Annotated in this window: 27 protein-coding genes; 16 read left to right on the forward strand and 11 right to left on the reverse strand. The window is 70.3% G+C overall.

Annotated features, from left to right (window positions below):
* Positions 1-70 precede the first annotated feature (70 nt).
* Entirely contained in the window at positions 71-1,516 is a 1,446-nt protein-coding gene (rox, locus tag AB0H81_RS09905; protein ID WP_358371786.1) for a rifampin monooxygenase, read from the reverse strand.
* A 444-nt stretch (positions 1,517-1,960) separates the two neighbouring features.
* Between rox and AB0H81_RS09910 the strand changes: the two genes are divergently transcribed.
* Positions 1,961-3,232: an aldehyde dehydrogenase family protein gene (locus AB0H81_RS09910; protein ID WP_358371789.1), complete on the forward strand. Its 1,272-nt coding sequence runs from the start codon at positions 1,961-1,963 to the stop codon at positions 3,230-3,232.
* Between the two features lie 486 nt (positions 3,233-3,718).
* Here the strand turns inward: AB0H81_RS09910 and AB0H81_RS09915 are convergent, their stop codons facing one another.
* The 5 genes from AB0H81_RS09915 to AB0H81_RS09935 form a co-directional block, all read right to left on the reverse strand.
* Complete coding sequence (locus AB0H81_RS09915) at positions 3,719-4,660, reverse strand: site-specific integrase (RefSeq protein ID WP_358371792.1); 942 nt, start codon at positions 4,658-4,660, stop codon at positions 3,719-3,721.
* Positions 4,661-4,922: 262 nt separating this feature from the next.
* Positions 4,923-6,101: an alpha/beta hydrolase gene (locus AB0H81_RS09920; RefSeq protein WP_358371795.1), complete on the reverse strand. Its 1,179-nt coding sequence runs from the start codon at positions 6,099-6,101 to the stop codon at positions 4,923-4,925.
* A gap of 54 nt (positions 6,102-6,155) precedes the next feature.
* Positions 6,156-6,521, reverse strand: coding sequence for a hypothetical protein (locus AB0H81_RS09925; RefSeq protein ID WP_358371798.1), 366 nt, complete (start codon positions 6,519-6,521; stop codon positions 6,156-6,158).
* A gap of 93 nt (positions 6,522-6,614) precedes the next feature.
* On the reverse strand, positions 6,615-7,397 hold the full coding sequence (locus tag AB0H81_RS09930) for a MerR family transcriptional regulator (RefSeq protein ID WP_358371801.1): 783 nt from the start codon (positions 7,395-7,397) through the stop codon (positions 6,615-6,617).
* A 162-nt stretch (positions 7,398-7,559) separates the two neighbouring features.
* Entirely contained in the window at positions 7,560-8,483 is a 924-nt protein-coding gene (locus tag AB0H81_RS09935; protein ID WP_358371804.1) for a helix-turn-helix domain-containing protein, read from the reverse strand.
* A gap of 76 nt (positions 8,484-8,559) precedes the next feature.
* Between AB0H81_RS09935 and AB0H81_RS09940 the strand changes: the two genes are divergently transcribed.
* From AB0H81_RS09940 to AB0H81_RS09965, 6 genes are all read left to right on the forward strand, one after another.
* Positions 8,560-9,408, forward strand: coding sequence for an alpha/beta fold hydrolase (locus AB0H81_RS09940; protein WP_358371806.1), 849 nt, complete (start codon positions 8,560-8,562; stop codon positions 9,406-9,408).
* Positions 9,409-9,746: 338 nt separating this feature from the next.
* Positions 9,747-10,139, forward strand: coding sequence for a GntR family transcriptional regulator (locus tag AB0H81_RS09945; RefSeq protein ID WP_358371808.1), 393 nt, complete (start codon positions 9,747-9,749; stop codon positions 10,137-10,139).
* Entirely contained in the window at positions 10,136-11,023 is an 888-nt protein-coding gene (locus tag AB0H81_RS09950; protein ID WP_358371811.1) for an ABC transporter ATP-binding protein, read from the forward strand. The genes AB0H81_RS09945 and AB0H81_RS09950 overlap by 4 nt, the downstream gene beginning before the upstream one ends.
* Positions 11,020-12,072 carry an ABC transporter permease gene (locus AB0H81_RS09955; RefSeq protein ID WP_358371813.1) on the forward strand — a complete coding sequence of 351 codons (1,053 nt, stop codon included), beginning with the start codon at positions 11,020-11,022 and terminating at the stop codon, positions 12,070-12,072. Before AB0H81_RS09950 ends, AB0H81_RS09955 begins: the two co-directional genes overlap by 4 nt.
* Entirely contained in the window at positions 12,069-13,487 is a 1,419-nt protein-coding gene (locus AB0H81_RS09960) for a S41 family peptidase (RefSeq protein WP_358371815.1), read from the forward strand. The genes AB0H81_RS09955 and AB0H81_RS09960 overlap by 4 nt, the downstream gene beginning before the upstream one ends.
* 12 nt (positions 13,488-13,499) lie before the next feature.
* Positions 13,500-14,657 carry an alpha/beta hydrolase gene (locus AB0H81_RS09965; RefSeq protein WP_358371817.1) on the forward strand — a complete coding sequence of 386 codons (1,158 nt, stop codon included), beginning with the start codon at positions 13,500-13,502 and terminating at the stop codon, positions 14,655-14,657.
* A gap of 87 nt (positions 14,658-14,744) precedes the next feature.
* On the opposite strand, the gene AB0H81_RS09970 is transcribed toward AB0H81_RS09965, so the two are convergent.
* Positions 14,745-15,350, reverse strand: a complete 606-nt coding sequence (locus tag AB0H81_RS09970) for an alpha/beta fold hydrolase (protein WP_358371819.1) — start codon at positions 15,348-15,350, stop codon at positions 14,745-14,747.
* A gap of 513 nt (positions 15,351-15,863) precedes the next feature.
* Here AB0H81_RS09970 and AB0H81_RS09975 point away from each other — a divergent pair.
* Genes AB0H81_RS09975 through AB0H81_RS09985 form a run of 3 tightly spaced genes read left to right on the forward strand, consistent with a single transcriptional unit; the run spans position 15,864 to position 18,495 of the window.
* Entirely contained in the window at positions 15,864-16,685 is an 822-nt protein-coding gene (locus AB0H81_RS09975) for a type II CAAX endopeptidase family protein (protein ID WP_358371822.1), read from the forward strand.
* A complete protein-coding gene (locus tag AB0H81_RS09980; RefSeq protein ID WP_358371826.1) occupies positions 16,682-17,839 on the forward strand; it encodes a histidine kinase in 1,158 nt (385 codons plus the stop codon). Before AB0H81_RS09975 ends, AB0H81_RS09980 begins: the two co-directional genes overlap by 4 nt.
* Complete coding sequence (locus tag AB0H81_RS09985) at positions 17,836-18,495, forward strand: response regulator transcription factor (RefSeq protein ID WP_358371828.1); 660 nt, start codon at positions 17,836-17,838, stop codon at positions 18,493-18,495. The genes AB0H81_RS09980 and AB0H81_RS09985 overlap by 4 nt, the downstream gene beginning before the upstream one ends.
* A 76-nt stretch (positions 18,496-18,571) precedes the next feature.
* Here AB0H81_RS09985 and AB0H81_RS09990 read toward each other — a convergent pair whose 3' ends face one another.
* Positions 18,572-19,198, reverse strand: a complete 627-nt coding sequence (locus AB0H81_RS09990; RefSeq protein ID WP_358371831.1) for a TetR/AcrR family transcriptional regulator — start codon at positions 19,196-19,198, stop codon at positions 18,572-18,574.
* Positions 19,199-19,319: 121 nt separating this feature from the next.
* Here AB0H81_RS09990 and AB0H81_RS09995 point away from each other — a divergent pair, with 121 nt between their 5' ends.
* Complete coding sequence (locus AB0H81_RS09995; RefSeq protein ID WP_358371834.1) at positions 19,320-19,619, forward strand: hypothetical protein; 300 nt, start codon at positions 19,320-19,322, stop codon at positions 19,617-19,619.
* A 32-nt stretch (positions 19,620-19,651) separates the two neighbouring features.
* Positions 19,652-20,269: an NAD(P)H-dependent oxidoreductase gene (locus tag AB0H81_RS10000; RefSeq protein ID WP_358371837.1), complete on the forward strand. Its 618-nt coding sequence runs from the start codon at positions 19,652-19,654 to the stop codon at positions 20,267-20,269.
* A 512-nt stretch (positions 20,270-20,781) separates the two neighbouring features.
* On the opposite strand, the gene AB0H81_RS10005 is transcribed toward AB0H81_RS10000, so the two are convergent.
* Positions 20,782-21,678 (reverse strand): LysR substrate-binding domain-containing protein, encoded by an 897-nt coding sequence (locus AB0H81_RS10005; RefSeq protein WP_358371840.1) that lies wholly within the window; start codon positions 21,676-21,678, stop codon positions 20,782-20,784.
* A 212-nt stretch (positions 21,679-21,890) separates the two neighbouring features.
* On the opposite strand from AB0H81_RS10005, the gene AB0H81_RS10010 reads away from it, so the two are divergent.
* The gene (locus tag AB0H81_RS10010; RefSeq protein WP_358371843.1) at positions 21,891-22,154 is read left to right on the forward strand and encodes a hypothetical protein; all 264 of its coding nucleotides are present in this window, start codon (positions 21,891-21,893) and stop codon (positions 22,152-22,154) included.
* On the opposite strand, the gene AB0H81_RS10015 is transcribed toward AB0H81_RS10010, so the two are convergent.
* Positions 22,123-22,581 carry a carboxymuconolactone decarboxylase family protein gene (locus tag AB0H81_RS10015; RefSeq protein ID WP_358371846.1) on the reverse strand — a complete coding sequence of 153 codons (459 nt, stop codon included), beginning with the start codon at positions 22,579-22,581 and terminating at the stop codon, positions 22,123-22,125. The genes AB0H81_RS10010 and AB0H81_RS10015 overlap by 32 nt on opposite strands.
* 86 nt (positions 22,582-22,667) lie before the next feature.
* On the opposite strand from AB0H81_RS10015, the gene AB0H81_RS10020 reads away from it, so the two are divergent.
* Complete coding sequence (locus AB0H81_RS10020; protein WP_358371849.1) at positions 22,668-23,357, forward strand: sigma factor-like helix-turn-helix DNA-binding protein; 690 nt, start codon at positions 22,668-22,670, stop codon at positions 23,355-23,357.
* Here the strand turns inward: AB0H81_RS10020 and AB0H81_RS10025 are convergent.
* The gene (locus AB0H81_RS10025; protein ID WP_358371852.1) at positions 23,332-23,619 is read right to left on the reverse strand and encodes a hypothetical protein; all 288 of its coding nucleotides are present in this window, start codon (positions 23,617-23,619) and stop codon (positions 23,332-23,334) included. The two genes, AB0H81_RS10020 and AB0H81_RS10025, sit on opposite strands and share 26 nt — an antisense overlap.
* A gap of 39 nt (positions 23,620-23,658) precedes the next feature.
* Here AB0H81_RS10025 and AB0H81_RS10030 point away from each other — a divergent pair, with 39 nt between their 5' ends.
* Both AB0H81_RS10030 and AB0H81_RS10035 read left to right on the forward strand, forming a co-directional pair.
* Positions 23,659-24,309, forward strand: coding sequence for a response regulator transcription factor (locus AB0H81_RS10030; protein WP_358371855.1), 651 nt, complete (start codon positions 23,659-23,661; stop codon positions 24,307-24,309).
* 289 nt (positions 24,310-24,598) lie between these two features.
* A complete protein-coding gene (locus AB0H81_RS10035; protein WP_358371858.1) occupies positions 24,599-25,567 on the forward strand; it encodes a DUF418 domain-containing protein in 969 nt (322 codons plus the stop codon).
* Positions 25,568-26,018: the final 451 nt, after the last annotated feature.

Genomic DNA, 26,018 nt, shown 5'->3' on the forward strand with positions numbered 1-26,018 from the left:
CACCGGCTGTGGGAACAGCGCGAACGCGTCCGCACCCTGATCGGCAGCGGGAGATGCGCAAGTCGGGACGCTACCCGACGGACGTGTACCGACCTCGGCCGGGCTTGCCGAACCAGCGGGAGAGGTGGTCGTCCAGGTCCTGCTGATCGTCGCCGATCCAGGCGACGTGACCGTCGGGACGTAGCAGGAGGCAAGGAACATCCAGTGCCGCAGTGGGATCCGCGAGGTAGTCGACCCGGTCTGACCAGCCGCCGGCGCTCAGGCGTTCCGTGCGGTCCAGCAGCAGCCCGCGGCCGCGATGCAGCAGATCGTAGAGGTGGCCCTGTTTCACGTCGATGTCGCGCAGGCGGCGGCCGAGCAGGTCGGGGCCTTCTCCGAAGTCGTAGCGGATGCCGATCGCGGTGATCTTCTCGATCAGATGGCGGTTCACCTCGTCGAAGTCCATCAGTTCGGTGAGCAGCCTGCGCACGGCCTGCGGGCCCGGTTCGGTGGACAGCAGTTCCATCTGGGCGCGGGTGTTGTCCAGCACGTCCTCGGCGACCGGGTGGCGTTCGGCCTCGTAGGTGTCCAGCAGTGGTTCGGGCGCCCAGCCGCGGATCTGTGCGGCCAGTTTCCAGCCGAGGTTGAACGCGTCCTGAACGCCCAGGTTGAGGCCCTGTCCGCCGATGGGTGGATGGATGTGTGCCGCGTCGCCGGCCAGCAGCACCCGCCCGACCCGATAACGATCGGCCAGCCTGGTGGCATCCCCGAAGCGGGACAACCAGCGCGGGGAGTGCACGCCGAAATCGGTTCCGGCGATGGCGCGCAGCGCTTGTCGGAAATCCTCGAGAGTGGGCGGTTCCGCGCGATCGCTGACTCCCCCGGCGGGGACGACGACGCTGAAGACTCCTTCGCCGAAGGGCTTGAGCCAGAACGGCTTGTGGGTCTCTCCGATCTCGGTCACCTTGGCGGCGATCTCCTCCTGTGGCACCCCCACTTCCATCTCGCCCATCAGCGTCTCGGTCCGCGAGGGCTCGCCGGGGAAGCCGACGCCGAGCAGTTTGCGTACCGTACTGCGGCCGCCGTCACAGCCGACGAGATAGCGCGACCGCAGCTGTTCCCCGTCGGCCAGCTCGACGGTCACACCCTCGTCGTCCTGCTCGAACCCGGCCACCGCGCAGCCACGCCGGACCTGCGCACCCAGTTCGATCGCATGCTCTTCGAGCAGGCGTTCGATGACCGGCTGCGGGATGCCCAGCAGATAGGCGTGCGCGGAATCCAGGCCCTTGGGCGCGGGCTTGTTGATGGCGGCGAAGAAACCGCCGGCCGGACGCTGTCTTCCGTGCTGGAGAATGCGCTCCAGCAGTCCGCGCATCGCCATCAGCTCGAGGCTGCGAATATGCAGGCCGACTATGCGGACGAACGACTTGGGCTCGGTTTCCTTCTCCAGAACGAGTACCCGCACGTTGTGCAGCCGCAGTTCGGCGGCCAGGATCGCGCCGGTCGGCCCGCACCCGGCAATGATCACGTCGAACATGGGCGCGCTGTCGTTGGACGGCGGCTCGGCGGGGAACTGCGGAGAGTTCATAGGTGTTGCCTTTCGGGAGTGCCTTGTTGTCGAGGCGCTCCCGGCGACACCTACGTCAATCGCCGGCCGTGACGGGAAGGGGGAGCACCCACATCGATACAGCGTTCATGGGGCTCACCTCCTCGGGCCGAGTCACGGTCAGCTGAAAGCTACAAGCCCGAGCGTCATCCCGTCCAATCATTTCCTGGCCCGGCGGAGACCGTGTCGCCTTGGAGAGGCGCCCGTGCCGTCGACCTCCTGCCGGCCGTCAGCGGCGCGGCGGGGGCCTGGAGCATGCGCTCGACCGGTACGTCCGATCAGCTCCGCCGCCCGATTCCTCCATCTGAAGATTGTTGAACGATGCTACGATCCTCTTGAACTTGCCCATGCGCCGGCTCGCAGAAGGACGCCCCCGTGACCAGCGACGACAACCGCCAGACCCGCTCCACCGAAGAAGCGGTGCGTGACTGCGCGATCCGGGCCAAGCGGAGCTGCGCGACCCTCCACAACGCGACGGACACGGCCATCGACACCGCGTTGCGCGCCATGGCGGACCGGTTGCGGGCAGCGCGGTCCACCCTCACGTCCGCCAACGAAGAAGACCTCGCAGCAGCCGTGTCCGCCGGGATGTCACCCGCCCTCCAGGACCGGCTGCGGTTGACCGGCCCACGTCTGGAGAGCATGGCCGCAGAGCTGCGCACGCTGGCGGACGTGGCGCACGAGCCTCGCGACAAGGCCCTCGAAGAGCGCCCGGACGGCCTCACCTTGCTGGAACGCCGCCGGCCGGTCGGCGTCATCGGCGCGAACTTCGAGGCACGTCCGAACGTCACCCTCGACATCGCCTCCCAGTTCCTCAAGTCCCGCAACGCCGGCGTGCTCCGCACCGGTTCGGCCGCACTCCGCTCGTCGCGGGCCCTCGTGGACCAGGTGATCGCACCGGCCCTCGGCGAAGCCGGCCTCGATCCGGACGCCATCCAGTTGGTTCCCAGCGAAGACCGCTCGGCGGCGTACGCGCTGGTGTCCCTGCCCGAGCTCATTCCGCTGGTCATCCTGCGCGGCAGCGGAGACAGCACCCGAGACCTCAGCCGCGAGGCCGCCCGCCACGGCGTGCGTACCCTGGCCCATGCCGACGGCGGCGGGGTCCTGTACGTGGATGCGGCCGCCGACGACAAGACCGCGCACCAGCTGATCGCCGACAGCCTGGACCGGCTGGGCGTGTGCAACCGGCTCAACCTGCTGCTCATCGACCGATCCGTGTACGCCGAGCGGCTGCCCGGCATTCTCCGGCTCCTGGAACGCCTCGGCGTCAACGCCTCCCTGCCCCCGCACCCCCACCCGCGCGGGTACGAGTGGTCGCTCGACCCGAAGCGTGCGGCCACCGTGACGGTCGACGCCGCCGACGGTCCACTGCACGCGGCCCGGATCGCCAATGACGAGACATCCGGGCTGGCCGCCGCGATCGCGACCGAGGATCCGGCCGCCGCCGCCCGGTTCATCGACGCGTACACCGGCTCCGGGGTCTTCTGGAACTCCACCACACGGCTCCTCGACGGTTTCAAGCTGTTGCGGCTGCCGGAAACCGGCATCAACATCGACCGGGTGCCCGGCCCGCGCGGCCCGGTGAGCTTCCGCGACCTGTACCTGCGGCAGTACCTGGTCGTGCCGAGCGGCCGGTTCACGTCCTGACCGGACCGTCATAGCTCCTCAGGCTCCGTGCTCGGGGGTGCTCAGCGGCTCCAGCGCCAGCCAAATCATCAGGGGGTTCTCGACGAACATGGCCGCCCGCACGTTGACGGTCGGGAGACCGGACCACTCCAGCACCCGCTCGGCGACCCAGAAACGACTGCTCGTACTCGGAGATGTTGACGAAGACCTCGATGCCGCCCTGCGCCCGCGCCGCCGCGGCCACCAGGCTGACGGCCTCGGTGTAGTACGGCGACAGGCTCATGCTGTCGCACTAACGCGCGCACCGGGTGCCCCTGTTGGGGGGGGCAGCCCACATAAGCCCAAAACCCACATGGGGATGATCTTGAGGCGAGCGGCTCGCTCGTCGGAGGAGACGGCACTGGCGCGGCAAGGGGTTGATGCAGGGAGGTAGAGCAAGTGGGCGGGCCTAGACCAAGTACGAGAGAAAGGGGCAGTGTCCTCGGCTCGCCTAGGAGAAGTCGCTGATCAGTGGGTGCGGCGGCGGGGTGCCAGGACCTCGGTGACCTTGGCGATGGCTTCGGCGCCGGGTTTGACGTAGCGCATGGCGGTGCGGGGGTTCTTGTGCCGGGTCTTGCCCATGATGAGCTGCAGCGGTACTTCGGCCTCGCCGAGGTGGGTGGCGGCGCTGTGGCGCAGCTGGTGCAGGTCGAGCCCGGCGTAGGTGTCCAGCAGGACGCGGGCGCGGTCGTAACCCAGGCGGGCACGGCCGGTGTGCGGGCAGATGTCGCCGGCGGCCGGGCGGCGGGCGGGGACGGGACGGCGTTCGGACAGGAACACCGGCCCGTGCGTGCGCGTGCTGCCGTCCGGAAGCCGGAGCAGGCGAGGCAGCAGGTGGGCAGTGCCACTGTCCCAGTACACCCACTCGACGGCGCCACCTTTGGACCGGACGGGGGCGCGGCGGTGCTCCAGGTCGAGGTCCTCGACGTTCAGCGCCAGGATCTCGGAGGCCCGGGCGGCGGTCTCATAAAGCATTCGCCACAGCGCCCGCTCCCGCAGGGGGATTTCGCGGCGCGACAGCAGCCGGTGAATGGTGGTTTTCGCGACCGCGCGGGTCTCGTCGGCGCTCTCCTTGCGGCGTTCGGCGTCAGCCGGGACCGACGGGGCGGCCCAGTGCTTCTTGGCGTGGCACCAGGACAGCCAGGAGGTGATGGCGGCGCGGTTGCGGTTCCAGGTCGCCGGCGCGCTCGCGTCCCACAACTCGGCGAGTGCGGCGCCGATCTCGGCGTCGGTGACGTCGGCGAGCGGCCGGTCGCGGCCGAGCAGCGCGGTGACGCGGTCGATGGCCGAGGCGTAGGCGCGGTGGGTGTTGGGGTTGGCGGTGCGCGGGGTGGCAAGGAAGGCGTCGGCGGCCGCGGCGAGGGTGATGTACCCGCCCCGCAGGGCGGCGACCTTCGGCGCCGAGCTCATGCCGGCCGCCCGGCGGTGAGCGCTGTTCCGGCCGGAGCGATGTACCGGATAACGTGCCGGAGTCGCGCAGCCGCCGACCAGGCGGATCGCCTGGTCGGCGGACGGCCATGATCGCTCATGTACGGGATAATAGATCATTATCGCGTACATGAGCACTGCTGGAGAACAGAGCGCCCTTCTCGCCACCGGGGCGCCGCAGTCGCCGGGTTAACGATCTTGCGGTGTCATGGATGATCATCGGCCTGGAGCGCAAGCGTTCACATCAGCAGTTCGTGGCCGCCGGTGCGCAGAATTGGACCTCGGGGTAGCGCGGGGAGGGCTTGTCCAGCAGGGGCTGCGGCTTGCCGCGCAGGTGCAGGTCGAAGAAGGCGGCGACGTACTGACGGGTGATGTCCATCGAGCGGGTTTCCTTCAGGCCGCCGCCGAGGTCCACGCCGAGCTGCTGGAGCAGCATGTCGTAGTCGGTGAAGGACGGATGCAGCGCCCCCTTCACCACCAGCCAGCGTTTCCACCCGGTCAGGTGCTCCCAGTCACGCTTCCAGGTGCCGTCACCCGAGGGGGCGCCCATCAACAGGAACGGTCGCGCCAGCCCGCTCTTGGGGATCGGGAGGAACAGGCTGCCGTCCAGGTTGACCCCGGCGCGGACCCGGACATCCTTCACCATGGTCTCCGGGGCGGCGGCCCCTCCGATGGACTGGCCCGCCATCGCGATCCGGGCAGGGTTGATCAGTGCGCTGCCCTTCCACTTGGGGCGCGGACCGGTCAACTGGTCGAGCACGAAGGGGATGTCGATCGCCCGGCTCCGGATCACCTTCTGGCCGAAGTCGTCGTCGTTGACATGCGCGCAGGCGGCGCAGGTGGCGACCCGCCCGTCAGGGAAGGTGGTGGCGAAGTTCTCGAAGGTGTGGTCGATGCCGGCCACCACATACCCTCTGCTCGCCAGGTCCTCGGCCAGACCGGTGAGGGAGCTGCGAGGCCAGGTGAAGCCGGGCGACAGCACCACGAGCGGCAGGCTTCGCCGGCGTCCCGACGGCTCGGCGTCGGTGAGGGCGTTCGTCCGCGTCCGGCTGAGCGCCTTGGGCGGTATGTTCTCCAGTTCCTTGATTCCCGAGCCCTTCAAGAGCAGTTCGGATTCCCTGGGGGTGACGTACGGCGCGCGCCGCCCGGCACGCGCCGCGGTCGGGTACCACAGGGAGACCATGAGTTCCCTGGTCTTGGCCGCGGGGACCCACGGGTCGGGGCGGGAGGTGTCGGTCAGGTGAAGAGAGGTCGTGCCGACCGGGTGGGGGCCGGTCGGCTTCGGGAGATACGGCGTGCCGAGTGCCGCGGCAGCTGCGGGGGCCGGCGCCGAGACGAGAGAGGCCGTGAGGGCGAGCAGTCCCGCGACGGCGGCCAGAAGTATCGGCCTTCTCCGCGCCGGGCAGGGGTTGTCGTGTGCCATGGAGTTGATCTTGCGGTTCCGGATCGGCGCCGGCATCGGCCGCGAGTCCTGACCTCATCGGCCGAACGGTTGATCTTTGGAGTTGCTGCCGTGGCTATGCGGGTTCTGATCGCCGACGACCAGCAGATGGTACGCACCGGCTTCCAGATGATCGTGGACGCCCAGCCGGACATGGAGGTGGTGGCCGCGGTCTCGGACGGAGCCGAGGCCGTCTCGGAGGCCAGACGCCTGCGACTTGACGTGTGTCGCCTTGACCCGGTGCGCCACCCGGCTCGCCGGGTGACTCTGATCCTTGAGCTCGATCTGCACCGCCAGGTACCGACAGCCTCGGAACTCGGGCGCCCCCGCCTGCGACTCCACCTGCTCGAAGACGTACAGGATCCGCTCCCGGGCCTTCGAGCGGGAGGTCGCCACCAACACCGTCGCCAGGATGCGGTCTGTCGTCCTGGTCGTTCGTCTTGTTGTGATGCCTGGCCGGGGTCGTGCCGGCCGGGCTGTCGGACGGGACGGCGGTCAGTGGGTGTCGGGTCTGGGGATATGGACGCCGGCGGCGCGGAGCTTGGTCTCGACGAGGGTGACACCCTGGGCCGCGGCCGATCCCTGCTCTTCGCCGTGGAGGGCGATCATGTTGTACCGGGTCGCGGCCTCGGTGCGGGCCTGCAGGCCGGTCACGATCTTCAGGTGTGCGGGGTTGGCGAGGAAGTGGTCGGCCATGGCGGTGGCGAGCTCGGCGATGCGCGGATCGTCCGGTTCCCAGGCCGCGGCTTCGGCGCCGCGCTTGATCAAGGCGACGAACCGGGGGTCGTCGAGGGCGTGCTCGAGATGGGTGAGGTAGTCGTCGAAGCCCTCGGGGACCAGGGCCCTGGCCAGCACCCAGCCCTCCCTTGCGGATGCCACCTCGTCCGCGGGGAAGCCGAGGCCGGACAGCCGCTGCAGCAGCGCCACAGCACGGTCGGGCAGCAGGGCCCGGTCGCCGTCGGTGAGCCGGCGCAGCATGTCACGCTGCGCGATCATCTCCTCGATCCGTTCGGTGAGCTGCCGCTCGACGTTGGCGAGCGCGGCGGTGAACAGCGCGGGGTCGGCGTCGAGCAGGGGCCCGATCTCGGCCAGGGGCACCCCGGCGGCGGCCAGCGTCCGGGCCTGCACCAGCCGCAACAGCTCGTCCGATCCGTATCTCCGGTAGCCGGAGCTGTCGCGTTCGGGCTCCTTGACCAGGCCGAGCTTGTGGTAGTGCCGCACCGTCTTCACCGTGACGCCGACGAATGCCGCCGCCTGCCCGATCGTGACTCCGTTCATCTGCCAGATTCTGCCTTGTGCTCGAGTTCGGCGACTGACCACGCCACTGCCGAGCATGTGGACGGGCCACGCCGAGCTCGTCGAGCTCGGCGTGGCCACGTTTCGCGTTCTGTCCGGTGCACGGCCGGAAGGGACCCCTTGAGGTGTACGGGGCATGGGTGCTCAGCCCGTCGGCCGTTTCACCTCCGGCCGTTTCACCTCCGGCCGGCGACCGAGCCGGAGATCCCCGCCGAGGTGAGGCTTGGCGGGTGTTCCGCGGCTGGGCCATGCGATGTCGTCGACGGCGAGAAACGGCTCGCCGGCCACGGTCGCGGGGGTCGCCCCGGTGAACGCCATGACGTCCCGATGCAGGTGGGACTGGTCGGCGTAGCCGGCGTCGGCCGCGACTCGGGCCGCGCCTTCACCCGCGACCAGGCGGTGGGCGGCATGGTCGAAGCGGACCAGCTTCACGGCGCCCTTGGGCCGCAGGCCGAGCTGCGACCGGAACCGGGACCACAGGCGCTTACGGCTCCATCCGACCTCGGCCGCGAGCCCGTCGACTCGGGCAAGGCCGCGGCTGCCGACGATCCGGTGCCAGACCCAGGCCACCTCCGGGTCCACCGGCGGCGGCCCCACCTCATGCCGGCGGGCGAGCAGCGCGTCCAGCAACGCGAAGCGTTCGTCCCACGACGAGACATCGCTCAGTCGCTCGCGGATCCGAGGCGCCTCCCGGCCCCACAGGTCGTCGAGGGCGATCACGGCGCCGTCGAGGTCGGCAGGAGAGACGCCCAGAACCGCGCGTGCTATCACCGGGGACAGGCGCACCTGCACGCACTCGACGTTCTCACCCCGCGCCCAGACCGCGCCTCCGGAGCCGATGCCGGGCCCGGCGACGACACTTCCCCGCTGCCGCCGCCCGGCGGCATCGTCCACGACGGGCGAACCGGCGCCGAAGTCCAGAAGGAGCGTCACGGCCGGGTGCGGGACCATCCGGAGCGCGTCCATGTCACGGACGCGGAACCCGGCCATGGTGACACCGGCCACCCGGCTGGGGCGCTGCGGGCATGCGACGTCCCACACAGTCGCACCGTGCATGAACGTCCGCACCGTCCCATGCTAGCGAGCCGGCGGAGGGGAACATTCGTCCAATCCACCGGCGCGTACCGGCGGCGACAGTGGGCTCATGACTGTTTCTGACAGCGGGTCGTACGTGAACGACGGCGCCGAGGGTTCGATCCTGCCCATGGACGACGGCGACATCTACGTGTGCCAGGACGGCCCCCGCGACGCCCCCGCACTCCTGCTCATGCACGGGTCCGCCTCCTCGACCCGTTCGTGGGACCCGATGGTTCCGCTGCTGACCGGATCTCACCGCGTCATCCGGATCGACCTGCTCGGGCACGGCCGGTCGGCCAAACCGGCCGACCGCAGCTACGCGCTCCCGGACCAGGCGCGCAGGGTCGGCGCGGCCCTGGACCGGCTCGGCGTCGAGCACGCCATCGTGGTCGGCCATTCCAGCGGCGGCGCGGTCGCCACCGCTCTCACCGAACAGCGCCCCGACCTGGTGACCGCGCTCGCGTTCATCAACACCGGCCCCAGCCTGGCCGCCTTCATCCCGCAGGAGTCCGCCGCGATCGGCCCCTCGCAGTGGCCGCCGACCGACGAGCAGATCCGCCAGTTCGCCAGCACCGGTTTCAGCCGCCCCGGCTACGAGATCCCGCGAGAGCTCCTGGACGAGGTGCGCGCCATGACGCACCACACGCTCACCGCGACGATGCAGGCCACCCGCCACTACATGGAGCAGCAGGCGCTCCCGGATCGGCTGACGGTCCTGGGCAAGCCGCTACTGGTGATCTTCGGCGAGGACGACCGCAGATGGCGATCCTCATCGGCCTCCGACTACCGCGCCGTTCCGGGCGCGAAGGTCGAGTTGCTGCCCGGTCTCGGGCACTCGCCCCTGCTCGAGGATCCGCCGCGGACGGCCGCCCCGCTGCTGGCCTTCACCGCGATGCACGCCGTACGGGTGGGCTGAATGACAGGCAGGGCTGCGATCCGGGTTCTCGTCTCCGGCGCCGGCGTCGCCGGTCCGGTGCTGGCCCACTGGCTCACCAGGCACGGCAGCGAGATGCGGTAGATGCGCGTGGAGGAGGCGGCGATCCCGGCCGAACGGAGATAGGTCTGGACGGCGTCGGCGTAGGTGACGGGGCGGCTCACCGCCGGCGTTGCGGATGGCTCGGGTGTCGGCCGCCTCGACCGCCTCGGAGGCGTCGAGCAGGATGCGGGCCGGGCGAGACCGGGACGCGATCCTTATGATCCCTTAACATGGAGGAGCCTATAGTACTAGGAAGGTAGATAAATGGAGGAACTTCGGTGATCGAGTTCTATCTGGACGGCAGGTCGGGGGTGTCGCCGTACCTGCAGCTGGTCCAGCAGGTACGGCATGCGCTGCGGCTCGGCGTGCTGCGTGAGGGCGATCAGCTGCCGACCGTGAAGGAGGTGGTGACGCATCTGGCGATCAACGCCAACACCGTCCTGAAGGCCTATCGGGAGCTCGAGCACGAGGGCCTGGTGGCCGCCCGGCCAGGGGTGGGGACGTTCGTGACGGCGACGCTCACCACCACCTCCCTGGCCGCGCACGGCCCGCTACGGATGGAACTGCAGCGCTGGCTGGCCAGGGCCCGCCGGGCCGGCCTCGACGACGAGAGCATCGAGGCCCTCTTCATGACCACCTTTCGGACCGCCGCTCAGGAGGACATAGCGTGAGTTCCGTCTTAGAGGCCCAGGGGCTGGGCAAGAAGTACGGCAAGCGCTGGGCGCTGCGCGACTTCACCATCGACATACCGGCGGGCCACGTCGTCGGGTTGGTGGGCCCCAACGGGGCCGGTAAGACCACGCTGCTGAAGCTGGCCGGCGGCCAGCTTCAGCCCACGACCGGCGGCATCACCGTGCTGGGCGGCCGGCCTGCCGAGAGTCCGGCGCAGTTGGCCAGGGTCGGGTTCGTCGCCCAGGACACCCCCACCTACGCCGGGCTGAGCATCGCCGATCACCTGCGGTTAGGCGCCCGGCTCAACCCCGGCTGGGACGACACGCTGGCACGGGAACGGATCGCGCGGATCGGCCTCGATCCCGGCCATCGGGCGGGCAAGCTGTCCGGCGGGCAGCGCGCTCAGCTCGCCCTCACCCTGGGTCTGGCCAAGCGGCCCGAGCTGCTGATCCTGGACGAGCCGGTCGCCTCGCTCGACCCGCTGGCCCGCCGCGAGTTCCTGCAGGGCCTGATGGAGGCCACGGCCGAGCACAAACTCAGCGTGCTGCTCTCCTCCCACCTGGTCTCCGACCTGGAACGGGTCTGCGACTTCCTGATCGTGCTCGTCGACTCCCGCGTCCAGGTCGCCGGGGAGGTCGACGAACTGCTGGCCACCCATCACCGGCTGGCCGGCCCACGCCGAGATCCCGACCGGCTGCCCGCCGGCCAGCACGTCATCTCCGCACGCCACACCGACCGGCAGAGCACGTACATCATCCGTACCGACGCCCCGATCCACGACCCCGCCTGGACGGTCACCCAGCTCACCCTGGAGGACCTCGTCCTCGCCTACATGGACAAGCGCACCGCCGAGAACCGAGTCGCCCTGGAGGTGCAGCGATGATCTGGCTGACCTGGCGCCAGCTCCGCGGCTCGGCCGCGATGACGGCCGCCCTGCTCGTCGTCCTCGCCATCGCCCTGGCCCTGACCGGCCCGGACCTGGCCTCCGACTACTCCACCGGTATCGCCGCCTGCACTCAGGACGACACCTGCCGCCGCTTCTACGACCGGTTCTTCGACGAGTACGACATGCCCTTCATGGCCGTCAGCCTCATCGTGCTGCTCCTGCCCGCTGTCGTCGGGCTCTTCTGGGGAGCACCGTTGATCACCCGCGAACTGGAGACCGGGACGCACCTGCTGGTGTGGAACCAGAGCATCACCCGCGGCCGCTGGCTGGCGGTCAAGCTCGGGTTCACCGGCCTGGTCGCCATGGCCGCCGCCTGCCTGTGCGGCCTCGCGGTGACCTGGTGGTCCGGTCCCCTGGACAAGTCGGCCCCGGGCGACTTGGCCTTGATGGCTCCCCTGGTGTTCGGCGCGCGCGGAATCGCCCCGATGGGGTATGCGGCGTTCGCCTTCGTCCTGGGCGTGACGGTGGGCATGCTGGTGCGCCGCACACTGCCCGCCATGGCCCTCACACTGGTCGTCTTCGCCGCGATCCAGCTCGCCATGCCGCTGCTGGTCCGGCCCCACCTCATCACCCCGGTCACCTCGACCTTCGAGCTCAGCGAGACGAACGTGGACGGCATCGGCATCAACCGGGACCAGGGCGGACGTGCGGAGATTCGCCTGAGGGCGACTGTTCCCGGCCACGCGGGCGCCTGGCTCCTGTCCAGCGATCTCGTCGATCCGTCCGGACGTCCGCTCGCCGGCCCCGCGCCCGGGACCGGGATCGTCCAGGTCTCGACGACGTCGGGACCCTGCGCACCGTCGTCGTCGGCGGGGATGGGCGCGTGCCCCGCGGAGATCAACCGGCTCGGCTACCGACAGAAGGCGACCTACCAGCCTCTTGAGCGCTTCTGGCCGTTCCAGTGGATCGAGACCGGGATCTACGCCCTGCTCACCCTCGGCCTGACGTGGTTGTCCTTCTGGTGGATCCGGAGGCGCCTGTCATGACCTTGATGAGAACCGCGGCCGCCGGGCTCGCCCTCCTCCTGGCGGCGGCCTGCACGGCGCCGACGCCGCCGCGCAGCGAGGGGAGCGCGGCGGCCGGTACGGCCTGCGTGCGGCCGCAGGGACCGGCCGGGGCGGAGACGGCCACCACGATCGAGGTCATCGAGCAGGCGTACTCCTGCATCCTCGGCACCTACTACAGCGGCGCCACCCTGGACGCCCGCGCGCTGCTGACCGCCGGATTCGTCGCCCTGACCCAGGAGCTCAACCGCAACGGGCACGACGTGCCCGAGGCCACCATGCCGGCGCTGACCGGCGACCGCGAAGCCGACTGGACCGCTTTCGAGACCGCCTTCAGGAAGACCACCGATCAGGTCCCCGACCTGCGGGAGAGGCTGGCCGTCGTCACTCTCGAGGCGATCGTGGCCGCCCTCGGCGACAATCACGCCCGCTGGGCGCACGACATCAGAAGGCCGCCTGACTACTACGACGGTGACGGCTACGGCCTGGGCCTCGAGGCGAACGTCAGCGGTCCGCAGGTGGACGGCAATCCCGGCGTCGCCCTCCCCCCGCTGTTCGTCACCGCTGTCCAGGGTGGCGCGGCGCAGGCCGCCGGACTGCGCCCGGGCGACATCATCGAATCGATCAACGCCTCGGTGCCCTTCATCGACGGGAAAGCCACCCCCGCGATCGCCGCCCTGTACCCGCGATACCCGCAAGCGCGTCCGGTCGGCCTGCGGCTGCTGCGGCCGAGCACCGGCCGCCGCTGGACCGTGACGCTCAAGCCCGGCCTGTTCCAACAGGATCTGGCCGGCCTGCACGTGGTGAGCTCGAAGCTGCTGGACGACAGCATCGCCTATGTGCGGATGCGCAGGTTCGCTCCCGACTCCGCGGACAGGGTGCTCAAGGCGATCACCAGGCTGCGCACCGGCCGTACCCTCACCGGCGTCATCCTGGACCTGCGCGGCAACGGCGGCGGCAGCCCCTTGGAGGCGACCCGGCTGGTGAGCGCGTTCGTCCACGGCAAGGTCACCGCCTACCAGTGCACCGTGGACGGCAGATGCGAGACCACGCGGACCGACGACACCGTTGAGCTGCTCAACCTGCCGCTGATGGTGCTCACCGACCGCAGTTGCGCCTCGGCGTGCGAGCACTTCAGCTCCGCGGTCAAGGACCTGCATGCCGGCGGGCTGGTCGGCACCAGGACCGCCGGGGTCATCTCCGGCCCGGCGCAGCCGTATCTGCTGCGCAACAACACCACTCTGAGCTTCCCCGTCAGGCACCACCTGGGGCCCGACCGCGAGGTGATCGACCGGATCGGCGTGCCCCCCGACCACTACGTGCCCCTGACCCCGAAGGACGCGGCCGCCGGGCGCGACCCCGCCCTGGCCAAGGCCCTGACCTTGCTGCACAAGTGAAGGGACCTCTCGATGAGACACCTCCTGACCGTCGCCGCGGGACTGGTCGTCCTCGCCGCCTCCGCCTGCTCCGCGCCCACGCCGCCGCGCTCCGCCGCCGGCCCGTCGGCCACGCCGACCGGCCCCGCCACCCTGCCCGCCCCCACCGGCCCCCATCCGGTCGGCACCACCGCCCTGTACCTCAAGGACACCTCCCGCCCCGATCCGTGGAACCGCGACGCCGACGCCAGGGAGCTCAAGGTCACCCTGTGGTATCCGGCCAAGCAGCGCGACGGGCGGCGGGCGCCGTACATGACGCCGAAGGAGTCAGAGCTCTTCCTGAAAGGCAAGCGGATCGCGGGCGTCCCGGACGACACGCTGAGCAAGACGCGCACGAACGCCATCAAAGACGCAGAAGCCACCGGCCGGGGGCTTCCGCTGGTGGTGCTCTCCCCCGGCTTCACCCATCCGATGAGCACGCTCACGTCCCTGGCCGAGGATCTGGCCAGCCGCGGGTACGTCGTGGCCGGCATCGACCACACCTACGAGAGCCACGCCACGACCCTCCCCGCCGGGCGCGTGGCCGAATGCCTCGCCTGCGACAGCGACACCGACCCGGGCTTCGGCACGGGGGTGGTCGCGGGCCGGGCGGCCGACGTCTCCTTCGTGCTCGACCAGCTGCCCTCGACATGGCACGGCTCCGACCGGATCGACCGCTCCCGCATCGCGATGGCCGGCCAGTCGATCGGCGGGGCCAGCGCCATGGCGACAATGGTGAAGGACTCCCGGGTACGGGCCGGGATCGACATGGACGGCACCGCCTACGCCCGCATCCCCAAGAACGGGTTCACCCGGCCGTTCATGTTCCTGGGTTCGCCACAGCACGTCCCCGGAGGCCGCGACACCTCCTGGGACCGCGACTGGAAGCTGCTCACCGGGTGGAAGCGATGGCTCGTGCTGACGGGCGCGGAACACCAGTCCTTCACCGACGCTCCTCTGATGGCCGCCGCCCTCGGCATCAAGCCCGCCTCCGGGGTTCTGCCCGCGGCGCGCGCCATCGAGCTCACCCGCACCTACGTGGCGGCCTTCCTCGATCAGCACCTGAAGTCGCAGCGGCAGCCCTTCCTGGACAAGCCGTCATCGCGCTACCCCGAGGTCAGGTTCTGCCCCGCGAGCTGCGGTCAATCCTGAGTTCGACAAGGGAGCCGCGCCGGCGCCGGATTCCGCCGAGGCCAGGGACCGCGATCGATGGTGCACCAGAAGGGCCGGGCCCGTTACTCACCATGCGCTTGACGGGCGGCCTGCGCGGTGACGCGCGATGGCCTGGACGGCGACATCGGGCTGGTCGACGTAGATGTAGTGCTCGCTGTCGGCGGCGGTGCTCAGCTCGCTGCGGCTGGACAGCGCGAGCCACTTGCGCTGTCCCGCGGACCACGCCTTCTCCAGACGTGACCCGTACTCGGGGACGGCCTGGAGGTACGGCTTCCCGTGCTGGATCACCTCCACCGGGATGTTCCCGGCGGAGCGGACCTTGCCGTCGGTGATGACGAGCTTCTCCGGGTTCTGGCCTTGGAAGAGCGCGAGGTTCTGCGCGCGCAACTCGGCCGCCGGGCCGGTGGCGGACTCCGGGATCGACTTCGCGATGTCAGCCGGCATCGTGGGCGGTGTGGCGTCCATCAGGACCAGCCCCTTGACCCGGTCCTGGTGGCCGAGGGCGTACCTGGCGGCGATCAGCCCGCCCAGCGAGTGACCGGCCAAGACGACCGGGTCGTCACCGGCGACCCGCTCGAGCACCCCCGTCAGGATCTTCCCCGTGCTGGAGAAGTTCTGAGGCCCTTCCGGCTGGTCGCTCGCGCCCGCGCCGAGCCGGTCATAGGAACACACCCGGGTTCTCCATCGCGTCCCCGTCGCAGCCGGCGGCCCCCGCGCCGAGCGCGGTGCAGCACAGCGCGGCCACAACGGATGCCTTGATCTTGCGGAGCATGGGGTCCTCCAGTGCGGGAGTCGACGCCGGGGGTGATGCGCACGGCGGTGCAGCGGGAAGCGGACGGAGCGTCCGTGGCTGCGTCGTAACGCTACGGATCGGACGATCAGGGATCGTCCCCGCACGGTGGACATTCGCCGGTAGCTCGTACGGGGGACACGTGCGGCCTTCGCCGGGAGCGGGCCGCGACCGCCGCGCTGTGTCATGCGGTCCGGACGCCGCCGGAGATGTGCGCCTCGTCGTACGACAAGGCGCATGGGTGCCTGTCCCCCGTGCGAGCTACTCCCGAATGTCCACCGCACGGGGACGATTCCAGGCCGCCGAATCCCTAACGTTTCTCGGCGTAGCGACGGCCTCCCGTCGCGCAGTCCCCCACCTCCAGCTCGCGCAAGCCCCTACGTAAGGAAGTCGTCATGCGGTTGTTGAAACAGCTCGTGCCCGTCGCGTTGGTCGCCTTCGCCGGCGCCACCATCGTGGGCGCGGTGCAGGGGAGCCCGCTGCTCACCCTGCTCCTCGGCGTCGCGACGGCCGTGCTCGCCGTACTCGTGTACGCCCGGGCGGTGCGGTGGTCCGAGCGTCGCGCACCGGTGGAGGTGGCGGCGCAAGGCGCCGCCCGCGCCCTCGCACGAGGGACGCTGATCGGTGTCGCGCTGTTCGCGGCCGTCATCGTGAACATCGCTCTCGTGGGCGGCTACCGGATCGACGGCCAGGGTTCGCCGGCGGGCGCGGCGGGGCTGTTCGGCTTCATGGCCGCCGCCGCGGTGACGGAGGAACTGCTGTTTCGCGGCATCCTGTTCAGGATCGTCGAGGAACGCACGGGGACATGGCTCGCGCTGGCGCTGACCGGCCTGCTGTTCGGCCTGTCGCACCTGTTCAACCCGCACGCCGACCTGTGGGGCGCGATCGCCATCGCGATCGAGGCGGGCGGCATGCTCGCCGCCGCCTACGCCGCCACCCGCACCCTGTGGGTGCCGATCGGCGTGCACTTCGGCTGGAACTTCGCGGCGGCCGGCATCTTCGGCACCGAGGTCTCGGGCAACGGTGCGACGCAGGGGCTGCTGCACGGCGTGACGTCGGGCCCCGCCCTGCTCACGGGCGGCGAGTTCGGGCCCGAGGCGAGCCCGTACGCGGTGGTGTTCGGGCTGCTGCTGACGGTCGCGTTCATGTGGCTGGCCCGCCGGCGCGGCAACGTGGTGCCGCGCCGTCGCGGCGCGACCGCTACCCTCGCCCAATGATCGATCCACGGCGGCTCACGGACCTGTGGCGGCGGTGCGACGTGGCGGTCCGCGATGCACCGTTCGGGCTGCTGCTGGCCGTCGCGTCGCTCCTGCCGGCGCTCCACGGCAAGGGGACGCAGGTCGGCGACCTGCCGGCCCGTCCCTTCGACGCGCTGGCGTTCGTGGTGATCGCCCTGGAGTGCCTTCCGCTCGCCGTGCGCCGGCGGTGGCCGGCCGTGTGTCTGGCTCTGGTGTCGCTCGGCTTCGTCCTCGACCAGTTCCGCGCCTATCACGTGTTCGCGAGCAACGCGATGCCCATCGCGCTCATCAGCGCGGGCGCCCACCTGGAGCGCCACCGGCGCGTCACCATGGTCCTCCTCTCCCTGGCGTACGTGCCGCTGGCGCTCACGCTCGCCCGGCTCGGCGCGACCGAGAGAGTGGAAGGTTACGTGGTGTTCTACCTGGCCCTGGCCCTGGCGTGGGGCATCGGGGGCTGGCTGCGCTCCACCCGCGCCGCCGAGGTGGAACGCCGCCGCCACGTCGCCGAGGCCACCCGCGCCGCCGAGCGCACCAGGATCGCCCGCGAACTGCACGACGTCGTGACGCACCACGTGACGGCGATGGTCGTGCAGGCCGAGGCCGCCCGCTACCTGACCGCCGTCCCCGACCGTCTCGACGCGACGCTGAGCGCCGTCACCGACACCGGCCGACGGGCCATCACCGACCTGCGGCACATGCTCGACCTGCTCAAAGCCGATCACGACGCCGACGTCGGCATGCCCTCCGCCGGCGAGCTGCACACGCTCGTGGAGCAGACCCGCCAGGCCGGGCAGCCGGTGGAGTTCGCCGAGGAGGGCAGTCCGGCGGAGTCGGCCGGCAGTGCCGAGTTCGTGACCTACCGGGTCGTGCAGGAGGCCCTGACGAACGCGCTGAAGTACGCCTGTGGCAGCCGCACCACGGTCCGGGTGCGCTACGGGGAGAAGGAGATCAGCGTCGCGGTGAGCACCGACGGTTCCGGCTTCCCGGCCGCCGACTCCCCCGGCGGGAGCGGGCGGGGCCTGGCCGGGCTCCGCGAGCGGGTGGACGCCCTGGGCGGCGAGTTCAGCGCCGACCGGCCGGCGGAGGGCGGCTTCGTGGTACGGGCCCGCATCCCCGCGGGGAGCCCGTCGTGACCGCGCCGCTCCGGGTCCTGGTCTGCGACGACCAGGCGCTGATCCGCACCGGTTTCGCGACGATCATCGACGCCCAGCCCGACCTGGAGGTGGTGGGCGAGTGCGGGGACGGCCGCGCCGCGGTGGATCTCGCCCGCCGGCTGAACCCCGACATCGTGGTGATGGACGTCCGGATGCCGGTGCTCGACGGTATCGCCGCGACCCGCCGGCTGGCCGGCGCCGGAGTGGCGGACCCCGTCAAGGTGCTCGTGGTGACGACGTTCAACCTGGACGAGTACGTCTACGAGGCGCTGCGGGCCGGCGCGAGCGGGTTCCTGCTCAAGGACGCCCCACCGGCGCAGCTCCTGCACGGCATCCGCACCGTCGCCTCGGGCGCCGCGCTGCTGGCCCCCGAGGTGACGCGAAAGCTCGTCGGCAGGTACGCGTCCCGGATCCGCCCCGTCAAGGACACGCCGGACGAGACCGCGCTGACGCCGCGTGAGCTGGAGGTGCTGCGCCTCATCGCCGACGGCCTGTCCAACAGCGAGATCGCCGCCACCCTGGTGATCAGCCAGGAGACCGTCAAGACGTACGTCTCGCGCATCCTCACCAAGCTCGGCCTGCGCGACCGCGTACAGGCGGTGGTCTACGCCTACCGTAGGGGCCTGGCGACCTGAGACGCACCGCCCAGGAACCTCGACGGGGCGGAGGCGCCCTGGTCGTGGGTCACGGCGTCAGCGCGGCCAGGCGCAGTCAAGTTCCGGGGCGGCACAGGGCGTGTTCGGCGGCGTCGGCCAGCAGGGTGGCGACGGTGTCGGCCGGCAGGGACCGTCCGCTGAACAGCAGGTCGAAGGCGTCGAAGCTGGTGTGGAGCCAGAGCAGGTGACCGGCGTGGTCGGCGGTGAGCTGGTCGCGTAGCGCGCCTTGATCGTGCAGGCGTTGGGCCAGGTCGTTCATGCCCCGGGCGCGGCCGTCCTCCAGACGGCGGACGGTGCCGCCGACGGCGTCGGCGTCGAGTTGCGCCATGGAGTACAAGGTGCGCAGCACGTCGCGGCGTGCGGCGTACATGTGCACGTTTCCGGTGATGCCTTCTCGAAGTCCGCGCCGGGCGTCGGGTTGCAGGACGGCGTTGACCATGTCGGTGAAGCCTCCGTGGTGGAGCAGGTCCATGCCGAGCGCGTCGAACAGGCCCGCACGCGATCCGAACACGGTGTAGATCGTCGAGCGGGACACCTCGGCGAGCTTGGCGACCTTGTCCATGCCGACCTGCTCGGAGGGCGTCTCGATCAGGCACTGGTAGACGGCGTCCAGGATGCGCCGCCGGGTCTGGTCGGCGGCCTTGGCCCTCAGCCGCTGCTCGTACTTGCGCGTGGGAGGCATACCCAGGAGCGTACCACTTCGCTTGACAAGTCGTCCGACGAAAGACAGCATGTGCATCGAAATACAGACTGTCCGACGAAAGACGGTCCGAGGCCGCCCTGCCCCCAAGGAGCACCCCGCCATGCGCGTGATGATCAGCTACACCGTCCGGCCGGAACTGATCGACCACAGCCTCGAGCTGCTGAACCAGGTCTATGCGGACCTGGAGCGCACCCGACCGCCACGGCTGCGTTACGAGACCTTCCGCCTGGAGGGCACCGGCCGGTTCATGGCCGTCATCGAGTCCGACGGCGGTCCGGCCGAGGCCGCCCACCATCACCTGCCCTCCTTCCAGCGCTACCGGGCCGCGCTGAACGAGATCTGCGCCCACCCGCCGACCGTGACCTACCTGGAACCGGCCGGGACCTACCGGTCCCGGTGAAACCGCTCGACCATCAGCCCAAGGAGACCTTGATGACCCGCATCGCCCTGATCGTCGGCAGCACCCGTCCCGGCCGCCGCGGCAGCGCCGTGGCCCGCTGGGTCCTGGACACCGCCGCCACCCACCCCGCCGTCGCCGCCGGCCGCGCCGTTCTCGACCTCCTCGACGTGGCCGACTTCGGCCTGCCGCTGCTGGACGAGCCGGTCCCGGCCGCCTTCGGCGCCTACACCCACCCGCACACCCACCGCTGGTCGGCGGCGGTCGCGGCGTTCGACGCGTACGTGTTCATCACCCCCGAGTACAACCACTCCTTCCCCGCCGCGCTGAAGAACGCCCTGGACTACCTGCACGCCGAATGGCAGGACAAGGCCGCCGGATTCATCAGCTACGGCACCAACGGCGGCACCCGCGCCGTCGAACAGCTCCGGCAGGTCATGGGGGAACTGAGAATCGCCGACGTGCCCACCCAGGTCGCGCTGTCGATGTTCACCGACTTCACCTTCACCGACCCGCGCGACCCCACCCAGCCGGGCACCTGCACGCCCGCCCCGCACCACGCCGACGCGCTGGACCGGATGCTCAAGGAGATCATCGCCTGGTCCGAGGCGCTGGCGCCGCTGCGCGCCCAAGCCCAGCCGCTGTCCGCCTGATCACCTTCAACCCACGGAGAGACTCCCCTGGCAGAGCGCCGCGCACGCCCAGATGAACTTCGTCAGGAGATCCCACGATCTTCAGTGACATGTCCCGATCCGCGAGGGGAAGGGCGTGGGAGCCTGGACAAAATGACCAGGGAGCGGTCCCGACAGGCGGTCCTGGAAGCGGTCACGACACGCTTGCTGCGTGCGGGCGCTGTGAAGGACGGCTTCTCCACCGTGGATGTCACGGCAGAGCCCGACGCCGTTGACCTCGCCGGATGAACGGGCGGCGGACTTCGCATTCCGCCTCAGGCTGGAACTCGATGGCGTACTGGTTCGCCGAAGCCGCCGGATGCCCACGAGAAGGCCTATTCCATTCTCGGGTCGCTGCCGGCATCGGTCTTGTCCAAGGTCGGCGCGGGGCCGGCCCGGGCAGGGATGGTGCCACCATTCCCAGACAGCTGATCGTCGAGGCCAGGCTGCAGGAGCGGGCGGCGCCGATGTCGCCGGCAGGGCGCCCGGCGTCCTCAGCGCTGCTCCTGCGGTTCGCCGGTGATCCAGTTCCAGTTGGCGATCGTGGTGCGCATCAGGCGGGCGGCGGTGGACAGGTGGCTTCCGGTGCCCCAGTACAAGGTCACCGCGCGTCGGCAGTCAGGGCTGTCGACGGGCACCCAGGCGGCGGGGACCCGTGTGGAGGCGGTCCAGGCGAAGGCGGGGACCAGACCGATGCCGAGCCCCGCGCTGATCAGGGCCGCGATGGCGCTGGGCTCGTCGACCTCGCAGACGATCTTGGGGGTATGCCCTCGTGCGGCGAAGAGCCGGTCCAGGAGGCGGCGTTGCCAGTGCCCTTTGCGGGCGCTGACGAAGGACTGGCCGGTGAGCTCGTCGATGCTCACCGACGTACGGCTCGCCAACGGATGGTCGAGCGGTGTGGCCACACCGACCGCCTCATCGAGCAGTTGGACCGCCTCCAGGCCGTCAGCGGAGATGGGCTGGGAGGCGACGCACAGGTCGACGTCCTGGGCCCGCAGGTGACGGCCCATGTCCTCGGCCGCCATCCACCGCAGTTCGACCTCAATGCTCGGATGAGCCCGCTTGAAGGCCGCCAGCGGCCCGGTGAGCGTGAGGAAGGTCTCCGACGCGAGCCGTACGGTGCCCATACCCTCGCTGACGGCCTCGGCGAGGGCTCGCCGCCCAGCATCCAGCTCCCCCAGGGAGCGTTCGACGTAATCGCGGAAGAGTTTGCCCGCGTCATTCAGCCGCAGCCGGCCGCTCCGGTCGAACAACGGCGTGCGCAACTCGCTCTCCAGCCGGGCGATGGTACGGCTCAGCGACGGCTGGGCGACGCGAAGCTCCTCGGCCGCGCCGCTGAGGTGCTCCAGCCGCGCCACCACCAGGAACTGCCTGAGCGAGTTCAACTCCATCACGCCTCCAGATGCATAGCACTACAGCGATATTTATCTTAGGGAAGATAACTCGTGGGCCATGATCTTCTGAGTCTGTCCGCCCACCGGGCGAGGAGGATCTCTCGATGGCGGGCATCTGGTGGGGCACCGCGCTGGTGCTCATCACCAGCTGGGACGGCACCCAGTACGACTGAAGCTCGCCGCAGATCCTCGGCCTGGCGGCGCTGGCTGTGGCCGGGTCCGTCGCCTTCATCTCGGGGTTCGCCATGTTCGGCGCCACGGTGGTCCTGGGCGCCGGCACCGGAGTGTCCACCTTCCTGCGCAACATGGGCAGCTCACTCGGCGTCTCCCTGCTCGGCGCCGTCCACACCAGGCGCAGCACGGGCTCGCCGGGAGATCGCCAGGATCTTCCGGCGAACCCGGTCACCACCGCGCGGTCAGCGGGCAAGAGCCACGCCGGGCTCAGCCCCAGGTCTTGCCGGCCGGCTCCTTGATGGTGCGGTTGATCCGGTTGAAGAAGTTGGTCAGCGCGATCTCCAGGTTGATCGCGCCGATCTGCTCCTCAGTGAAATGGGCGTTGACCTCGTCCCAGATCTCGTCGGTGACACCCTCCGCATCATCCTGCAACCGGGTGGCGGCCTCGGCCAGCGCCAGCGCCGCACGCTCGGCATCGGAGTAGAACGGCGCCTCACGCCACGCCGCCACGTTGTGCAGCCGCTCGTCCGTGTCACCGGCCTTCCTGCCTCCGGCGACACTGGCGTAGACGCACGCCGAGCAGCTGTTGATCTGGCTGGCGCGCAGGTGGACCAGCGCGAGCAGCTTCGGGTCGACGCCCCCGGCGGCGATCGCCTTCTGCAGGTGCTGGACCGCGGTCCACACATCGGGGTTGAGCGTGTTCTTGCTCTTGAGACGGTTCTCCATGGGAAAGTGCTCTCCTTCATCGGGTTACGTTGCGGGGCATGTGCCCGTCATCCCTATGACGGAGCAGCTTCCACGGAGGTAACACCATGCCAGGCACCCATCCCACGGATCCGATCGTGGACGCCTTCGAGTCCCAGCGTGACCGGCTCCGAGCGGTCGCCTACCGCCTGCTCGGATCACACGCCGACGACGCCCCCGCTCCCGAAGACCTCGTGGCACTCGGCGACTCCGTCGGCCTCGCGCTCCTGACGGTCCTCGACTCGCTGCGCCCGAACGAACGACTGGCGTTCGTGCTGCACGACGTGTTCGCCGTGCCCTACGAGGAGATCGGCACCATTCTCGGCAAGTCCGCCGACGCGACCAAAATGCTCACCAGCCGCGCCCGCAGGAGAGTACGAACCGCCCAGCAGCCGGCAAGCGCCGGACGACAACAACGCGAGGTGGTCCAAGCCTTCCTGGCCGCGGCCCGCGACGGTCAGTTCGAGCGGCTGCTGCAGGTTCTCCACCCCGAAGTGAAGTTCACCGTCCACACCCCGAACGGCCCGTTCGTCACGCTCGGAGCCACCGAAGTCGCCACCCGCGCCCGAGTGGCCGGCAGCGCGGCACGAGGACATGCGGCGACCGTCAACGGCCAACCCGGCGTCATCTCCTGGAACGAAGACGGCACCCCGCTGTCCGTCCTCGCCTTCACCGTCGCCGACGGCCGCATCACCGAGATCACCGCCGTGGTCGACCCGGCCCAGCTCGCGCTCATGGACCTGCCGGACCCGGCGTGACCTGCAGCGCCCCCTTCACCACCAGCCAGCGTTTCCACCCGGTCAGGTGCCCCCAGTCGCGCTTCCAGGTGCCGTCGTCCGAGGGGGCGCCCATACGCGCCGCCGTCGGGTACCACAGGGAGACCATGAGCTCCCTCGTCCTGGCCGCGGGGACCCACGGGTCGGGGCGGGAGGCGTCGCTCAGGTGCAGGGATGTGGTGCCGACCGGGTGGGCGCCGGCCGGCTTGGGCAGGTACGGCGTGCCGGATCGGCCCTGCCTCATGGCCGCCTCGGCCGGACGGTTGATCTCTAGAGTGGGGCCGTGACTATTCGGGTTCTCATCGCCGACGACCAGCAGATGGTACGCACCGGCTTCCAGATGATCGTGGACGCCCAGCCGGACATGGAGGTCGTGGCCGCGGTCGCGGACGGGGCCGAGGCCGTGGCGGAGGCCAGGCGGCTGCGCCCCGACGTGTGCCTGCTCGACATACGGATGCCCAAGCTCGACGGGCTGGAGGTGACCCGCGTTCTGGCCGGTCCCGGGGTGGACAACCCCTTGCGGGTGGTCATCGTCACCACGTTCGACCTGGACGAGTACGTCTACGGCGCGCTGCGCTCCGGCGCCACCGGTTTCCTGCTCAAGGACAGCGGTCCCACGCTGCTCATCGAGGCGGTCAGGGCGGCCGTGGCGGGCGACGCGCTGGTGTCGCCGTCGGTGACGGTAAGGCTGCTGCGGCACCTGGCCCAGCCCCGGCAGGCCCCGGCATCCCCCACGAACGACCCGCTGACCGACCGCGAGCTGGACGTCGTACGGCTGGTGGCCAGGGGGCGCTCCAACCAGGAGGTGGCCGCGGAGCTGTTCCTGTCGCTGTCGACGGTCAAGACGCACATGGGCAGCATCTTCGCCAAGCTCGGCGTCAAGAATCGGGTGGGGATCGCAGCCTGGGCGTGGGAATCCGGCGTGGTGAGCTGACCGACGGAGGGGGCCGGCGGATCACTGCCTCGGCGCATGGCCCGGGGACGACATCGTGTGCTGATCGTGTGCTGGAAGTACGCCGACCCCTTGGGCGGCCGGCGTCTACGCTGAATCGGCCCAAAGTACGGTCGCAGACCGCAACACCGTACTTGTGGTCGATGTCCGCATCGGGCCGCATCCGCAGGATGAGGCCCATGCTCTATGAAGATCACGATCCGGGACCGAACGCCGGACGCCCCGGCCTCCCCTTCGCCCCCGCCGAGGCGACGGCACTGGAGACCTCGCGATGACCTCCCCCGGCCGACCACGTATCGCCGCGCTCGACGTCCTGCGCGGGTTCACGCTGTGCGAGATCCTGCTCGCCAACATCCAGCTGATAGCCAACGACAGCACCGCCCTGGCGACACAACCCATGGGCGACTGGGACCCCTGGCTGGGCCTGCCGATCTTCTCCCTGCTGTTCGGGATCGGATTCTCGCTGCTGCACGACTCCGCCGCGCACCGTGTCCCCCGCCCCTGGCTGGTCCTGCTGCGCCGGCTTCTGGCGCTGCTCGCGGTCGGCCTGGTGCACATGCTGCTGTGGCCGGGCGAAATCCTGACCCGCTACGCCATTGCCGGCATACTGGCGCTGCTGCCCTCGACCTGGCTGCCGCGCTGGGCCGTGGCGGGCCTGTCCGCTCTGCTCGTGACGGCGGCGGTGATCAGCGGGGGCGGACCTCTGCTGATCGCCGGGCTGTTCCTGCTGGGCTCGGCACTGGTCCGCTACGGCGTGATCGAGAAGATCGAGACGTCCACCCGAGGGCCGCTCCTGCTGGGCCTGGTCTTCACGGCAGGGCTGGCCGCCACCTTGTGGGTACAGGCCGGCATGCGGGCCGTGGGGACCACGACGTACCTGCCCACCACGACCACCCTGGCCGACCTGCTGCTCGCCGGTATATACGTGTGCGTCCTGCTGACCCTGCTCAGAACGCCGCTGCGACCGGCGCTGCAGTTCGTCTTCGCGCCACTGGGCCGGATGGCACTGACCGACTATCTGACCGCCACACTCCTCGTACTGGCGGCCGGCCACCTCCTCGGCCTGCCGATCGGCCAGTCGTCGTCGGTGGCGTTCCAGACCGCGGGAGCCATCCTGGCGGCCCAGTGGCTGTTCTCCACCCTCTGGCTGCGCCGCTACCGCCAGGGCCCCCTCGAATGGCTCTGGCGCTGGGCCACCTGGGGCCACCGCTCAGCCCTGCGCGTCCCCGCTCGCCCATGACGTCTCCCTGCGCGCGGTGTGCCCGTTCACCAACCACATCACCGCCGCGCCAGTAACCTGCCCACTAAGCGTCCACCTGCACGAACGCCACAGGTGGCGGCTGGTGCGACCGACAGGACCGCCGGGATACGGGAGAAACCTGCCAAGTGCTCGGGCAGTGCCTGCTCAGGGACCGGCCGGTGCCGGCGAGCACGGCGAAGATGCACGGAGCCCGCGTGCACTTCGCCGCCGCGAGCGTGTCGAGCTGGCTTTGCAGCTCCTGCGCGGCCGTGGACCAGCGTGCGTAGCCGATCCGGATCGGCACCCCGTTCGTCTCCGGCGCCGCCGGAGCGACCTTCGGCCCTTGCGTCCATCTCTTGCCCGGCGCTCGGCCGGGACGGGCACGGTGAGTTCGCCGCGCAGCGACGCCACGAGGATGAACCGCACGGTGTGGCACTTCCCGGCGCGGGCG

Source organism: Nonomuraea sp. NPDC050691 (assembly GCF_040654455.1).
In the GTDB taxonomy this organism is placed as follows: Bacteria; Actinomycetota; Actinomycetes; order Streptosporangiales; family Streptosporangiaceae; genus Nonomuraea.